The sequence below is a fragment of the Streptomyces virginiae genome (assembly GCF_040638905.1).
GTDB lineage: Bacteria > Actinomycetota > Actinomycetes > Streptomycetales > Streptomycetaceae > Streptomyces > Streptomyces virginiae_B.
Window position 1 is genome coordinate 55,701 of sequence record NZ_JBEZYV010000018.1, and the last position, 14,130, is coordinate 69,830.

11 protein-coding genes and 2 pseudogenes are annotated in these 14,130 nt (G+C 73.3%); 3 read left to right on the forward strand and 10 right to left on the reverse strand.

Annotated features, from left to right (window positions below; genetic code table 11):
• Nucleotides 1-67: 67 nt before the first annotated feature.
• Nucleotides 68-1,261 carry a serine hydrolase domain-containing protein gene (locus AB0F82_RS23535; RefSeq protein WP_362631024.1) on the reverse strand — a complete coding sequence of 398 codons (1,194 nt, stop codon included), beginning with the start codon at nucleotides 1,259-1,261 and terminating at the stop codon, nucleotides 68-70.
• Between the two features lie 143 nt (nucleotides 1,262-1,404).
• Complete coding sequence (locus AB0F82_RS23540; RefSeq protein ID WP_362631025.1) at nucleotides 1,405-3,564, reverse strand: RecQ family ATP-dependent DNA helicase; 2,160 nt, start codon at nucleotides 3,562-3,564, stop codon at nucleotides 1,405-1,407.
• A 301-nt stretch (nucleotides 3,565-3,865) separates the two neighbouring features.
• On the opposite strand from AB0F82_RS23540, the gene AB0F82_RS23545 reads away from it, so the two are divergent.
• Complete coding sequence (locus AB0F82_RS23545) at nucleotides 3,866-4,495, forward strand: hypothetical protein (protein WP_362631027.1); 630 nt, start codon at nucleotides 3,866-3,868, stop codon at nucleotides 4,493-4,495.
• 206 nt (nucleotides 4,496-4,701) lie between these two features.
• On the opposite strand, the gene AB0F82_RS23550 is transcribed toward AB0F82_RS23545, so the two are convergent.
• From AB0F82_RS23550 to AB0F82_RS23560, 3 genes and pseudogenes are all read right to left on the reverse strand, one after another.
• On the reverse strand, nucleotides 4,702-5,340 hold the full coding sequence (locus AB0F82_RS23550) for a hypothetical protein (protein WP_362631029.1): 639 nt from the start codon (nucleotides 5,338-5,340) through the stop codon (nucleotides 4,702-4,704).
• Nucleotides 5,341-5,399: 59 nt separating this feature from the next.
• Complete coding sequence (locus AB0F82_RS23555) at nucleotides 5,400-6,110, reverse strand: ribonuclease HII (RefSeq protein WP_356810455.1); 711 nt, start codon at nucleotides 6,108-6,110, stop codon at nucleotides 5,400-5,402.
• A gap of 115 nt (nucleotides 6,111-6,225) precedes the next feature.
• A pseudogene (locus AB0F82_RS23560) lies at nucleotides 6,226-6,828 on the reverse strand (TetR/AcrR family transcriptional regulator).
• 75 nt (nucleotides 6,829-6,903) lie between these two features.
• On the opposite strand from AB0F82_RS23560, the pseudogene AB0F82_RS23565 reads away from it, so the two are divergent.
• Nucleotides 6,904-7,742 (forward strand): annotated as a pseudogene (locus AB0F82_RS23565) (MFS transporter); the annotation flags it as partial.
• Between the two features lie 168 nt (nucleotides 7,743-7,910).
• Here the strand turns inward: AB0F82_RS23565 and AB0F82_RS23570 are convergent.
• The 5 genes from AB0F82_RS23570 to AB0F82_RS23590 form a co-directional block, all read right to left on the reverse strand.
• Nucleotides 7,911-9,644, reverse strand: coding sequence for a DUF4153 domain-containing protein (locus AB0F82_RS23570; protein ID WP_362631032.1), 1,734 nt, complete (start codon nucleotides 9,642-9,644; stop codon nucleotides 7,911-7,913).
• Between the two features lie 203 nt (nucleotides 9,645-9,847).
• Nucleotides 9,848-10,762, reverse strand: coding sequence for an ADP-ribosylglycohydrolase family protein (locus AB0F82_RS23575; protein ID WP_362631034.1), 915 nt, complete (start codon nucleotides 10,760-10,762; stop codon nucleotides 9,848-9,850).
• Nucleotides 10,763-10,773: 11 nt separating this feature from the next.
• Nucleotides 10,774-11,433, reverse strand: a complete 660-nt coding sequence (locus AB0F82_RS23580) for a histidine phosphatase family protein (RefSeq protein WP_356810458.1) — start codon at nucleotides 11,431-11,433, stop codon at nucleotides 10,774-10,776.
• 72 nt (nucleotides 11,434-11,505) lie between these two features.
• Nucleotides 11,506-12,111, reverse strand: coding sequence for a YdbC family protein (locus AB0F82_RS23585; protein WP_030650343.1), 606 nt, complete (start codon nucleotides 12,109-12,111; stop codon nucleotides 11,506-11,508).
• A gap of 32 nt (nucleotides 12,112-12,143) precedes the next feature.
• The gene (locus AB0F82_RS23590) at nucleotides 12,144-12,992 is read right to left on the reverse strand and encodes an arylamine N-acetyltransferase family protein (protein ID WP_362631037.1); all 849 of its coding nucleotides are present in this window, start codon (nucleotides 12,990-12,992) and stop codon (nucleotides 12,144-12,146) included.
• Between the two features lie 87 nt (nucleotides 12,993-13,079).
• On the opposite strand from AB0F82_RS23590, the gene AB0F82_RS23595 reads away from it, so the two are divergent.
• Nucleotides 13,080-14,039 carry a DUF1152 domain-containing protein gene (locus AB0F82_RS23595; RefSeq protein ID WP_362631039.1) on the forward strand — a complete coding sequence of 320 codons (960 nt, stop codon included), beginning with the start codon at nucleotides 13,080-13,082 and terminating at the stop codon, nucleotides 14,037-14,039.
• The last annotated feature ends 91 nt before the right edge of the window (nucleotides 14,040-14,130 follow it).

Here is a 14,130-nt window from a genome sequence, read left to right on the forward strand (position 1 = left end):
GGCCGCTCAAAGCACCCTTCACGAGCCCTGGAAAACCGCTAGAGCCCGCGCCGGGGTGCCCTCTGCCTCACGCCCCGCGCACGCTCCCCCCGAGCGACCGGTACACGGCCGCGACCAGGCGGTGCGCCCGGTCGTTCATGCGGCCAATGGTGCGCGAGCCGGCGTTCTGGACGTATGCGAAGGCCAGTTCGTGGTCCGGGTCGGCGAAGACGAAGGTGCCGTTGGCGCCGTCGAAGCCGAAGGCGCGCGGGCCGAGGCCGGCGGAGGCCGGGAAGACCGGGCTGTCCGGGAGCATGAAGCCGAGGCCCCAGGTGCTGGGCAGCAGCACCACCTCGCACGTGCCGCGGGAGTAGGGGCGGGCCAGTTCGGCGGTGCGGTCCGGGCCGATGAGGCGGATGCCGTCGACCTCGCCGACCAGGGCGGCGAACAGCCGGGACAGCGAACCGGCGCCGGCCAGGCCTCCGTACGAGGGGTCCTCGACGGACGGGTCCGGGGCGTCGTGCAGCCGCATGCTGCCGATCATGGCCCGGTGGGTGAGCGACCCGGGTTCGCCGAGGGCTCGGAGCATGTCCAGCTCCGTACCGGGGTCCGCGCCGTCCATCAGGGCCTCCGCCTTGGACTCCAGCATGGTGGCGAGGTGGGCGTCCGTGCCGGCGGGCAGTCCGATGTACGCGTCGAGGCCCAGGGGTCCCGCTAGGTGGCGGGCGAAGTAGCGGCCCGCGGTGAGCCCGGTGCGGCGGCGGACCAGTTCGCTCAGCAGGTGCCCGTAGGTGGTGGCGTGGTAGCCGTGCGCGGTGTCCGGCTCCCACTCGGGGCGGGCCGCTGCCAGTGCCTCGGCGACCGGAGTGTGGGCGCGCAGAGCGGACGGGGTGAGGGGCGCGTGGTCCAGGCAGACGATGCCGGAGCGCTGCGTGAGGATCATGCGGGGGGTGATGGCCGCCTTGCCGTTGGCGGCGAACTCGGGCCAGTGCGCCGCGACCGGCTCGTCCAGGTCCAGCCGCTGCCGGTCGGCCAGGTGCAGGTAGGCCGCGGTGACCAGTGCCTTGGTCGGGGAGGCGAGCACCGCCAGCGTGTGCGAACGCCACGGATCGGTGCGCGCGGGGTCCGCCCAGCCGCCCCAGAGGTCCACCACCGGGCGGCCCCGGTGGTAGACGCCGACGGCCGCGCCCAGCTCCTCGCCCGCCGCGAAGTTCTCCTCGAAGACGCGCGCGACCTCGCCGAACGCGTCCGCCGCCTGCCCTGCCTGGGGGTATTCCTGCACAGTCTTCCGTCCTTCGCGCCGGGAGAGCGGCCCTCCTTCCTGACGGCCGACTGCCGTCTCTCTACGAACCGCCGCTCGGGCATCGCTCGAGCGGCGGACGGGCAACGGGGCGTCGGGGGCGCGGCCGGGCTCCCGCCGTCGGGTCAGCCCGCCGAGGCGAGGACCAGGGGGAGGACCTGGTCGGCGCCCGCCCGGCGCAGGAGCCGGGCGGCGACCGCGAGGGTCCAGCCGGAGTCGGTGCAGTCGTCCACGAGCAGGACCGGGCCGGAAGCGCCGGCCAGCGCAGCGGCCAGGTCCTCGGGCACGGTGAACGCGTCGGACAGCGCCCGCAGTCGTTGGGCGGAGTTGCTGCGGCGTGCCGCGTGCGCTCCGCCCGGTCCGGTGTACGCCAGCGTGCCGAGGAACGGGAGCCGGCCGACGGCCGCGATCCCCTGGGCCAGGGAACCGACCAGCTGCGGGCGGGTCATGGAGGGGACGGCGACGACCCCGACCGGCCGGGCGGAGGGGTCCGCGACGTTCGGCGCCCAACCGCCGGGCGAACGCGCCCAGTCGGCGAGGACGGCCACTGCGGCGTTCAGGACGTCGTCCGGGACCTGCACGTCGGGGGCGTTCTCGGCCAGCAGGGGCCGCAGCCGGTTTCCCCAGCCGATGTCCGAGAGCCGGCCCAGGGCGCGGCCGGTGGAGCACTGCTCGCCGGCGGGGATCCGCCCCTTGAGGTTGACGCCCAGGGCCGGCATTCCCGTCGGCCACATGCGGCGCGGTTCGACCTCCACGCCCGGACGGTCCAGTTCCTTCGCCGCCCCGGTCAGCATCTCCGCCGAGACGGCGGATTCGGCCCAGGGCCCCGCGCAGTTGTCGCAGCGGCCGCACGGGGCGGCCCCTTCGTCGTCGAGCTGCCGGCGCAGGAACTCCATGCGGCACCCCGTCGTGGTCACGTAGTCGCGCATGGCCTGCTGTTCGGCGGCGCGCTGCCGGGCCACCCACGCGTACCGCTCGGAGTCGTAGGTCCACTGCCGGCCGGTGGACGCCCAGCCGCCCTTCACCCGCTTGACCGCGCCGTCCACGTCGAGGACCTTCAGCATGGTCTCCAGCCTGGTGCGCCGGAGGTCCACCGCCGCCTCCAGCGCGGGCACGGACAGCGGCCGTCCCGCGTCGGCGAGGGCCGAGAGGGTCTGGCGGACCTGCGCCTCCGGGGGGAAGGCGGTGTCGGCGAAGTAGCGCCAGATGGCCTCGTCCTCCTTGCCGGGCAGCAGCAGCACGTCGGCGTGCTCGACGCCGCGGCCGGCGCGGCCCACCTGCTGGTAGTAGGCGATCGGCGAGGACGGCGAGCCGAGGTGGACCACGAAACCGAGGTCCGGCTTGTCGAATCCCATGCCGAGCGCGGATGTCGCGACCAGCGCCTTGACCCGGTTCTCCTGCAGGTCGGTCTCCGCCTGCAGGCGGTCGGCGTTCTCCGTGCGCCCCGTGTACGGGGCCACCTTGAAGCCGCGCTGCCGCAGGAAGGCGGTGGCCTCCTCGGCCGCGGCGACGGTGAGGGCGTAGACGATCCCCGAGCCCGGCAGCTCGTCCAGGTGCTCGGCGAGCCACGCCAGCCGGTGGGCGGCGTCCGGCAGCCGGACCACGCCCAGCCGCAGGCTCTCCCGCTCCAGCGGGCCGCGCAGCACCAGGGCCTCGCCGGCGCCGGTGCCCAGCTGTTCCGCCACGTCCGCCGTGACGCGCGCGTTCGCGGTCGCCGTGGTGGCCAGGACCGGAACACCGGGGGCGAGCTCGGCCAGCATGGCCCGCAGCCGGCGGTAGTCGGGGCGGAAATCGTGGCCCCAGTCGGAGATGCAGTGGGCCTCGTCGACCACCAGGAGACCGGTCGTGGCCGCGAGTTCGGGCAGGACCTGTTCGCGGAAGTCCACGGAGTTGAGTCGTTCCGGGCTCACGAGGAGGACGTCGGTCTCGCCGCGCTCCACCTCCTTGTAGATGGCGTCCCACTCCTCCGGGTTGGCGGAGTTGATGGTGCGGGCCTGGATGCCGGCCCGCGCCGCCGACTCGACCTGGTTGCGCATCAGGGCCAGCAGCGGCGAGATGATCACGGTGGGACCGGAGCCGCGACGGCGCAGCAGGGCGGTGGCGACGAAGTACACCGCCGACTTCCCCCAGCCGGTGCGCTGCACCACCAGGGCCCGGCGGCGCTCCTGGACCAGGGCCGCCACCGCCTGCCACTGGTCCTCCCGCAGCCGGGCCGACCCCCCGGGGTCGCCGACCAGCTCGGCGAGGATCGTGTCGGCTTCGATGCGCAGCTCCTGGGTGTCCATGCCCCCATGCAACCCGATGGCTACGACACTCGGCCACTTCACCCCGCGACGGAGGCGTTCTTGCTGGTGCCGACGCTCCGCGGGGGCCGGATGCGTCATTCTCGGCGTGGCGGGGCAAGGATATGAACGGCATACCGGCGAATTCCGGTCGGCGTCGTCAATTGCTCGTTGCCGCATGCTCGCAAGCCACGCGAGAATTGGAGTGCTCCCGCTCGGCTCCTCGGCACCCTCCTGGGCCGCGCTGCGGCGCGCCCCGACTCCAGCCGTGCCCGTCCGCGGGCGTGTACCCGAAGGGAGGAACGTGACCTTCGGATTCACGCCGCCTTCGACATCGTCCCTGGCAACGGCCACCGGTGGCGCGAGCCGGCACGGCAGACTGCTGGAACCGTCCGAGTGGACGTCGGCGGGCATTCCCCTGCTGCGCGATCCGCGCGAGGTGGTCAGCGGGCTGCACTCCCGGCACAGCCCGGTGCCCTCGACCGCGGTGATCGCCGTCCTCGGCCCGGAGGAACAGCTCGTGGCGAGCGCCTCCTTCGTGCAGCGCTCGGCGTCGGCCGACGGCTGGGAGTACCGCAACGCCCTGCTGTCCCGGCTGCGCCGGGTCCTCCCGCACGACCTGCGGCGACGGACCCCGGTACGCACGGCCGTGCTGCTCTACTGCCGCGAGGGCGACGAGCGGTGGACCCCGGAGGACGGCGCGTGGATGTGGGGGCTGCGGGACGCCTGCACCCTGCACGGGCTGCGCTGCGGCGCGTACATCACGCTGACCCGCGGCGGCTGGCAGGTGCTGGGCGAAGGCCGTGGCGGGCGGAGGCCCAGCTCGCAATCGCGGCCCCAGCGGCTCGGTGACACCGTGGCCGAGTTCGCTCCGCTCGCCCTGCACACCGGCGGCGGCGCGGCCGAGGCCCTGCGCCGGACCGCCGCGCGCTGACGCCCGCACCCGGTGCGCGGCCTCCTCGCGGGCGAGGCCTCACGGCCGTGCACCCGGGACCGGGCGTACGGCGGATCAGGCGTCGGGCACCCTGGCGGGTGTCGGCTCGGGCCACGGCTCGGACCTCGGCCCGGGTCCGGGGCCGGGCTTCAGCGGGGCCGGCTCAGCGCCCGCCCCGCCCCTCGCCCGTGCCGGGGTACAGGGCGTCAGACGCCCGCACCCAGCACGGAGTTGATCTGCTGCGGGTCACCGCACACGATCAGCAGCGCACCCGCCCGGGTGAGCGCCACCGGCAGGGAGCCCGCGACGGTGTCGACCGCACCGCCGTTGGCCGCGAAGACCACGACGGGACGGCCGGCGGCACGCTGGACCTGCGCCGCGTCCGCGTAGAAGACGTCGTCCCCGGCGTCGTGCAGGGCCCAGTACGCGGCCTCGCCGAAGGACAGCTCGTGGGCGGCCCACGGGTGCGGGTCGCCGGTGGTGAGCACCAGGATGTCGCCGGGCGCGCGCCCGGTGTCGAGCAGCAGGTCCACGGCCTCTTCGGCCGCGTCCAGCGCACCCTCGGCGGACGCCGGGATCAGCTGGATCTGCGGCACCGCCGCGGAGACGGACGGTGCGGTGGGGGCAGGGGCTGCGGGAACGGGTCCGGGGGTGGCCTGCGCCGCACGCTGCGCGGGAGGTGCGGGCCGGGCGGGACCGGGGCGTCCGGGCCGCGGGACGGCGACGGGACGCGGACCAGGTACGGGGCGGGGGGTCTGCGCGGTGCGGCTCGCGGCCGGCGTGACGCGGGGACCCTGGGCACTCTCGTGAATCTGAGGCTCCTCGATGGCGGGGGTGAGAGGCATGAGTTGACATCTATCAAACACCGGTACGAAACGTACCGGTCGGTGGCACATGGGTGCGATCAGAAATCGAAGCCGAGTTGGCCTCCGTTTTCCAGTTCCATCGACTCCTCGCTGCGGCGCACCTTCTTCAGGTGACGCCATCTGGGCAGCGCGTCGAGGTACGACCACGAGAGCCGGTGGTAGGGGGTGGGCCCCCGCTCCTCCAGAGCCGCGCGGTGTACGGGCGAGGGGTATCCGGCATTGGCGGCGAAGGCGAAGTCCTCGATCCCACCGCCCTGTTCGCCGAGCTCGGCCATCATCCGGTCGCGGCGGACCTTGGCGATGACCGAAGCCGCGGAGACGGCGATGCAGGACTGGTCGCCCTTGATCACCGTACGGACCCGCCAGGGCGGGCCGAGATAGTCGTGCTTGCCGTCGAGTATCACCGCTTCGGGCCGCACCGGCAGGGCTTCCAGGGCGCGCTCCGCCGCGAGCCTCAGGGCGGCGGTCATCCCGAGCTCGTCGATCTCCTCGGGCGTGGAGTGCCCGAGCGCGTACGCGGTCACCCAGCCCTCCAGGACGTCGAGCAGGGCGTCGCGCCGCTTGGGGGTGAGCAGTTTGGAGTCGGTGAGCCCGGTGGGCGGCCGGCGCAGGCCCGTGATCGCCGCGCACACGGTGACGGGACCGGCCCAGGCCCCTCGTCCGACTTCGTCGACCCCGGCGATGACCTTGGCGCCGGTGGTTGCACGGAGGGAGCGCTCGACGGTGTGGGTGGGTGCTTCGTACGGCATGGCGCCAGCAAGGTTACGCCGCCCCGAGCCCACTGCACACCCCCGCCCGGGTCCGACGGGCCCGGGATCGGCCACCAGCCCCTCTCGTCCCCGCCCGCGGCCGCCCCCGCCCGCCTCACACCCTGAGCAGCGGCACCATCACCTCGTCGATCAACACGGCGATGTCCGAGTCCCCCCATTCGCTACCGCACACCTTGGCGCGCTACATCAGCATCGCCGGAACGACATCCACGACAAACGGACCAGTAGCGTCCGGTCGCACGTCCCCCCGCTCGATTCCACGCAGGACAAGCTCCCTGATCAGACGCTGGGCGGGCTCCTGCAGCCCCGACCCGATGACCTCGTGGAACCGCTCCGCAGTCTTGTGATCGCATTCGTGAAGCACCGACCAGAGGGCCTGCCCGGCGCGCGAGTGCATGACCTCCCTCGTGCGCACGCACAGCAGGCAAAGGTCCTCGCGGATCGAGCCGGAGTCGGGAATCTCACCGATCCGGGGCAGTGCGGAGCGCAGCGCGTCGGCCACCAGGTCCGCCTTCGAGGGCCGGCGCCAGTAGAGCGCGGCCTTGCCCGTCTGCGCGCCGGCGGCGACGCCCTCCATGGTGAGCGCGTTCCAGCCGACCGTACTCACCTGCTCCAACACCGCGTCGAGAATCGCCCGTTCGAGTTCGCGACCCCGCCTGTGCCCCGGCGACGCCGACGACCGGCGCGAACCCACCATCTCCCCACCTCCGACCGGCCCGAGACGCCGGCGCACACATCTTCAGCCTTGGTGAACGATGACGTTCACTATTTCGGCGGCCGGGCCGGTGACATCCTCGGCCGGCGGTGGGTGTTCCTGGCCGGAATCCTGCTCTTCACCCTGGCCTCCCTCCTCGGCGGCTTCGCCCAGGAACCGTGGCAGCTGCTCGCGGCCGGGCCCTCCAGGGCGTCGGCGGCGCGATCGCCTCCCCGACCTCGCTCGCCCTGGTCACGACGACCTTCGCCGAAGGGCCCGAGCGGAACAGGGTGTTCGGGGTGTTCGCCGCCGTCTCCGCGGGCGGTGGCGCGATCGGCCTGCTGGCCGGCGGCATGCTGACCGAGTGGGTCGACTGGCGCTGGGTCCTCTTCGTCAACGTGCCGTCGGCGTGCTGATCTTCTTCATCGCGTCACCGCCGCCGGCCTCTCGCAGCGCTTCCTGCCGCGCTTCGGGCCCAAGCCCTTCATGGTCACCGGGTCCGCGCTCACCGGCACCGGGCTGGCCCGGCTGACCCTGCTGCGGACCGACAGCACCTACCTCTCCGGCGTGCTCGGACCGATGCTGCTGTTCGGCTTCGGCATGGGCCTGAACTTCGTGACGCTGACCTTGACGGCCGTCTCGGGGGTGGGCGCGAAGGAGGCCGGCGCGGCCTCCGGGCTGCTGAACGCCCGCCAGCAGGTCGGCGGCTCGCTCGGCCTGTCCATCCTGGTCACCGTCTTCGGTACGGCCAGCCGCGAGGAGGCCACGAAGCAGGTCCCGGCCTTCTTGCCCCAGGCGGATCCCGAGGCCGCGGCCGCCTTCGAGGAGACCGCCGACTGCCCGACCCCTGGGGGGATCTCGTCCTGGCCCAGGGCATCTCCACCTCGTTCACGGCCGCCGTGGCGATGGCCGGGCTGGCCCTGGCCACCGCCCTGCTGGTGATGCGGGTGGGCAAGAGCGACCTGAAAGCCCTGGCCGGCGCCGCCGCGAAGGCCGGTCCGGCCGCCTGCCCAGGCTCCCCCGCGTACGCACGGGGCCGGGCACGGGAACCCTCCCCCGCGCCCGGCCCCGCCGGGTCGCCCGTCCTACTCGACGCGGCTGCCGAAGGTGCCCAGGCGGGAGCAGAGCTCGTACGACGCCGTCACCGGGCGCTCGCGCAGCACCTCCCGGGCCCGGTACTCGCCCATGCTCATCGCGTACCAGGGCACGTCGCCGGCCCTGGCCATGTCGTCGTTGATCCCGCGCAGGGCGCAGGACCGCTGGGGCTCGGGCAGCCGGTCCAGGGCGGGGACGGCGTCCGCCGAGAGGGACTGGAAGTAGGCCAGGTCGATCTTCTTGTCCTTCTCGAAGCGGGCCACGTTCTGCTCGGCGACCATCCCGTCCGGGGACAGCAGGCCGAAGGCCAGGACCGCCGCCGCCGCGCTGCCGGCGACCGCGCGCGGCAGCCGGCGCGCGCCGAACACCCCGGCAGCCATGATCAGTACGATGACCAGCCCCAGCCACAGCTCCATCGCGGCCACCGACACCCGCAGCCTGGTCAGGCCGTACGCGTCCACGTAGAGGTCCATGCGGCGCAGCGCGGCGGCCACCACGACGAGCGTCAGCGCACACAGGGATCCGAGGACGATCCGCACGAGGCGCCGGTCACCGGCCCCGTCGCGCGGTGCCCAGCGCAGGGCAAGCGCGATCACGGCGAGGGTGAGCAGGGTGGCCCAGAGCAGCTGCCAGAAACCCTGGCGGGCGTATTCGGCATAGGTGAGGTCGGTGCTCTCCAGGACCTTGTCGTAGCCGCCGAACAGCACGGCCAGCTGGACGGCGTTGAAGCCGGCGAAGAGCAGGTTGAGCACGACGAGCGGAAGGGCCCACTCGACGCGGGAGCGCGGCTTGCCCGGGGTCACCTCGATGCGGTCCCAGCGCAGCGGTGCGGCCGCGGTGCGGGCCGCCGCGATGGCGATCACCGCGCCGAGGACGAAGAGCATGAAGCGGATGGGGCCGTCCTCGACCGACACGTCGGGTATCAGGCCACCCAGGAGATCGGCGAAGGCCGCGTCCGCGGAGGCGAACAGCGCGCCGAAGAGCACGAGCAGGGCCACGGCCACCGCGGCCGCCTTGGCGACGGGCAGCCAACGGTCCTTGCCGATCCCTCCGCGCGAGCGCAGCCCCTTGAGCATCCAGGCGATGCCGGACACGGTGGAGTCGACGAACCCGAGCGGACTGAGGAAGACCCCGGGCCAGGTGCGGCTGCCGTGGAGGGCGAGCGCGCCCAGCAGTACGGCGGCCAGGATCGCGAGCGTGGCCGGCCACGCGGAGTCGCGCAGGGCGGGTACGACGAGGAGCGCGAGGCAGCCGACCACCCAGGCCAGGGTCCAGGGCCGGGCCGTACGGCCTGCCGCGCGGGCGGCGACGTACGCGGCGACGGCGGCGGGCACCACCGCGAGCAGCAGGCCGGGGCCCATGCCGTCGGCCAGGAGGAACGCGGCCGCGAGACCGGAGGCGAGGACGGCGACGAGGGCCGCGGTCCGTACGGGGGCGGCCTCGGCGGGGCGCACCAGCGTGGCCCAGGAGGGCTTCACGGGTGAGTGCGCGGCCGGGGCACCCCAGGGACGCTGTTGCTGCTGTCGCTGCTGGTGCTGCTGTTGTTGCCAGGCCGTCCGTGCGGCGGCCTCGGCCGGTGCTCCCGGCTGCGGCCGGGCCGCGTCGGCGGGCGCGCCGCCGGCCGGGGCCGGCGCCGGACCTGTGGGCGAATCCCCTGTCACGGCCTCTGCGTTGGCCGCTGCCTTGGGCTGGGCTTCGTCCGCCCCGCCGGTGTTCTCTGACATCGGGTCCCCTCCCCTGTCGGCCGCCCCGACGTTCAGGCTGGGGCGGCGATGGGGACAGGGTAGGCAGCAGGCACAAGGTTTTGAACAGGATCAAAAGCTTGCTGTGGCAGGACCGTGACAATCGGAACGCGGGGGCGGAGCCAGGCCGTCCCTTTCGGATCGTGGCGGGCAGCGCGGGCCCGGCACGGTCCGGAAGAGACGGGCTACGCCGCCGTCCGCGGCAGCCAGGCCGGCAGCGCCTCGGTGCGCGCCACCCACTCGGCGGGCAGCACGGCGTCCCCGCGCGCGCCCAGCACTCCGCCCACGATCGCGCACGTCGTGTCGACGTCCCCGCCCACCTGCGCCGTGGTCCAGAACGCCCGCTCGTAGTCGTCCAGGGCCCGCGCCGCCGACCACAGGGCGAACGGCACGGTGTCGTGGGCGCTCGTGCGCCGCCCGCAGCCCAGCACGGCCGCGACCGTGGTCGCGTCGCCGTAGTCCAGCATGTCCCGAGCGCGCCGCAGCCCGGCCCCGACCGCACTGCGGGGCACGAGCGCGATCACCCCGTCCAGCAGATCGGCCGCCTTCGGCGGGGCCTGCGTACCCGCGGCCAGCGCGGCCGCCGCGGCGACGGCCATCGCCCCGCACACGGCCTCGCGGTGCTGATGGGTCGTGTAGGCGGAGATCTCCGCCTGGTGCGTGGCCTGCTCCGGGTCGTCGGCGTACCAGGCGCCGAGCGGTGCGATCCGCATGGCGGCGCCGTTGCCCCACGAGCCCTGCCCGTTGAACAGTTCGGCGGCCAGCGTGCGCCAGTCCGCGCCCTCCCGCACCAGGCGCAGCATCCGGTTCACCGCGGGCCCGTAGCCCCGGTCGAAGTCGTGGTGCTGGGCGAAGGACATCGCGAGCGCGTCCTGGTCGATCCGGCCGTGCCCGGCGAGCACGGCCACCACCGAGCAGGCCATCTCGGTGTCGTCGGTCCACTGCCACGTCTCGGCGCCGGAGGGCACCTCGCGCCGCTTGAGCAGCGGGTAGTTCACGGGGACGAAGTACTGGGAGCCGAGGGCGTCACCCAGCGCCAGCCCGCGGAGGCTGGCCATGGCGCGTGCGTAGCGCCGTTCGGGAGTGGAGTCAGGCGTCATCGCGGGTCACTCTAGCCGTCCAGGTCATAAGGCTCCGGTGTGGTCCACCGCTCAAACGGGCGGTCCATCCGGTACCGGCCGTCGGGACCCAGCAGGAGCATCCGGAAATCGCCGTTCGGGGGGTTGGACAGGGCCTCGAATTCGGCCACCGACCAGTGGAACCAGCGCATGCAGAACAGCCGCATCGTCAGCCCGTGCGTCACCAGCAGCACGTTCTGGGGATGGTCCGGGGCCTCGAAGCTGCGGTAGAGGCTCTCCAGGAAGGACCCGACCCGGTCGTACACGTCGGCCCCCGACTCGCCCTGCGCGAAGCGGTAGAAGAAGTGCCCGTAGGCGTCCCGGTACGCCTTCTGGAGCCGTACGTCCGCCCGGTCCTGCCAGTTCCCCCAGTCCTGCTCGCGCAGCCGCGGCTCTTCCCGCATCCGGACACGTGTGGGGTCGAGCCGGAGCTCGCGGAAGGTCTGCAGGGTCCGGCGGTAGGGGGAGACGTACGCGCTGATGGTCTCGTCGCCGAAGATCTCGCGCAGCCGGACCCCGGCCGCCGCGGCCTGCTCGTGGCCGTTGCGGGTCAGTCGCAGGGCGTGGTCGGGTTCCCTCTCGTACACCGAGTCGTCGGCGTTTCCCTCCGATTCCCCGTGTCGGACAAGGACGATGCGCCGTGGTCGAACCATGCCACGACCCTATTCGGCCACAACCGGGCCGGCCCACCGGGCACGCCGGTCGGCCTGGCGCTCGTCATACGGTCACACCGTCCAGGACGGTTCGAGGTCGACGACGTCACCGGTGAGGGCTTCCACGTCCGCCTGGATCTGGGCGCGCAGGGACAGCCGCTCGACCCGCTCCTGCCGGTACTTGCCGTGCTCGGCGGCGGCGTGCCACATGGAGAGCACCAGGAACTCCCGGCCCGGGGCCTCCCCGAAGAGCCCCCGGATCATCCCGGGCGAGCCCGCCATGGCCGGGTTCCACACCTTCTCCTGCATGAGGGCGAAGTGGTCGACCCGGCCCTCCCGGACCCGGGTGTGCGCGACCCGGACCACATCGGCATCGGTGAAGCGCGGCTCGAAACCGGTCTTCACGTCGAAGCGGTGGTCGAAGAGGGTCACCCGCAGATCGGTGTAGGTGCCGTGCTGGGCGGCGGCCAGCCTGTCGTGCGAGCGCGCCATGAAGGAGTCGTAGAAGGACCGGCTCTCCCAGAACGCGAAGACGTGCGCGACCCCCTGCCGGCCTCTGCTCCAGCCGCCGCCCTGCCCCCGGAATCCCGGTTCGCCCGGCAGCCCCGCCCATTTTCGCTGCCCGCGCTCGAACCCGCGTCGGTCCGTCACCGTGCAGCGAATCCACTTGACCAGCACTGCGCCATCGTACGGGCCAGGCGCGGCCCCGGTCAGTCCCCGGCGCGGTACATCCCCACCAGTTCCGCCGCGTCCCGATCGGGCAGCCGAAGACCGAACTCCCGGTCGAGCACGGTGAGGAGTTCGTCCGGGTCGACGAGCCGCCGCTCGGTGCCCCCACCGGGGTGCAGGGTGGTGAGTTCCCGTCCGACGAGCGCCCGGCGGACGTCATCGCCCGGACGCTGGACGACCACCCGTCCGACGAAGGAGGAGCGGGGGTGACCGGAGCTGTAGTGGTGGAGCACGACGTAGTCGGCGGGGTGGTAGCGCTGCGGGGAGAAGGCGTACAGGTCCCGCCAGGTCTCCCCGCGCAGCATGCACAGAGCGAGGACCCCGTCCGCCTCCTCGCGGATGCGGTACGTCCACTTCCCCTGCTGCACCTCGGCACCGGGGCGCCCCAGCGGAACCGGCTCGCAGGGCCCCTGGTGGCCGAACCCGGCGTCGCACAGCCATTCCTCACCGTCGACGGTCACGACGAGCACCGCATGGGTCACCGCCGGCAGCGAGTCCCCGCGGGTGCGGTTGCGGGCCCCGCGCCCGATGACCTCGAAGCCGATCCGCTCCAGGGCGGCGGCCAGCAGCGAGTTCTGCTCGTAGCAGTAACCGCCGCGGCGGCCGTGCACGAGCTTCTCCTCGATCGACGGGACGTCCAGCGCGACGGGGCGGCCGAGGAGGACGTCCAGGCTCTCGAAGGTGATGGCGGCGGTGTGGGCCCGGTGCACTGCGTACAACGTGGGGAGGTCCGGCCGGAGTTCCCCCACCGCCCGGGAACCGTCCCCGAGGCCGATCCGCGTCAGATACGCGTCCAGGTCCAGCTCGTCACCGCTCCACATGTTCCCCATCTCCCCTGCGCCCCGGCTGCCTTCCGGCGTCGCACGGCCCGGGAAATCCCGGGCATGGGCACGTCCGCGCCCCGCACAATGATCGCCATGACCGCCTTGCACACCAACCCGCTCTTCGCCCGCCTCGCCGATGCCGAACGGATCCTCGTGGCGGGGGCGGGCGGCGGTTTCGACATCTACTCCGGCCTCCCCGTCGCCCTCTCCCTCCTCCACCAGGGCAAGGAGGTGCATCTGGCGAACCTCTCCTTCAGCCACCTCGCGGGACTGCCCCTGGAGGACTGGGCCGCTCCCGACCTCGCCGTCATCACCCCCCACACCGCGCCCCACCAGGCCTATTTCCCCGAGCGGACCCTGGCCCGATGGCTGGAGACGCACGGCTACCCGTCCACCGTGTACGCCTTCCCCCAGACCGGGGTGCAACCGCTGCGCGACGCCTACCGCACCCTGGTCGACCTCCACCGCATCGACGCGATCGTCCTGGTCGACGGCGGCACCGACATCCTGATGCGGGGTGACGAAGCGGGGCTCGGCACCCCCGAGGAGGACATGACCAGCCTCGCGGCGCTGGCCGCGCTGGACGACGTACCGGAGCGCCTCGTCGTGTCGGTCGGCTTCGGCGTGGACGCGTACCACGGGGTCAGCCACGCGCTGGTGCTGGAGAACATTGCCGCGCTGGAACGCGAGGGTGCCTATCTCGGCGCGTTCTCCGTACCGCGCGCCACCCGCGAGGGCGCGCTCTTCCTCGACGCGGTGGCCCATGCCCAGGACCACACCCCGGAGCGGCCCAGCATCGTCAACGGCTCGATCGCCGCTGCCGTGCGGGGCTCCTTCGGCGACGTCCGGTTCACCTCCCGCACCAGCGGCAGCGAGCTCTTCGTGAACCCGTTGATGGCGCTGTGCTTCGCCTTCGACCTGCCGGGCCTGGCCGCGCGCTGCCTCTACCTGGACCGCATCGAGGACACCCACCTCCTGCGCCAGGTCCATTCCCGGATAGCGGAGTTCCGCGAGGAGCTCGTCACCCGTCCCGCCCGCCGCATCCCCCACTGACGGCCGACGCACGAAGGGGACCGGCCACAGGCCGGTCCCCTTCGTGAACCACAGGTCAGCTACGGGCGCGTACTACGTCGGACGCCGTGTC

Excerpts from the sequence above, each read along its gene's own strand:
- AB0F82_RS23540 (WP_362631025.1), bottom strand. The coding sequence starts at position 3,564 with ATGGACACCCAGGAGCTGCGCATCGAAGCCGACACGATCCTCGCCGAG.
- AB0F82_RS23550 (WP_362631029.1), bottom strand. The coding sequence starts at position 5,340 with ATGCCTCTCACCCCCGCCATCGAGGAGCCTCAGATTCACGAGAGTGCC.
- AB0F82_RS23555 (WP_356810455.1), bottom strand. The coding sequence starts at position 6,110 with ATGCCGTACGAAGCACCCACCCACACCGTCGAGCGCTCCCTCCGTGCA.
- AB0F82_RS23570 (WP_362631032.1), bottom strand. The coding sequence starts at position 9,644 with ATGTCAGAGAACACCGGCGGGGCGGACGAAGCCCAGCCCAAGGCAGCG.
- AB0F82_RS23575 (WP_362631034.1), bottom strand. The coding sequence starts at position 10,762 with ATGACGCCTGACTCCACTCCCGAACGGCGCTACGCACGCGCCATGGCC.
- AB0F82_RS23580 (WP_356810458.1), bottom strand. The coding sequence starts at position 11,433 with ATGGTTCGACCACGGCGCATCGTCCTTGTCCGACACGGGGAATCGGAG.
- AB0F82_RS23590 (WP_362631037.1), bottom strand. The coding sequence starts at position 12,992 with ATGGGGAACATGTGGAGCGGTGACGAGCTGGACCTGGACGCGTATCTG.
- AB0F82_RS23595 (WP_362631039.1), top strand. The coding sequence starts at position 13,080 with ATGACCGCCTTGCACACCAACCCGCTCTTCGCCCGCCTCGCCGATGCC.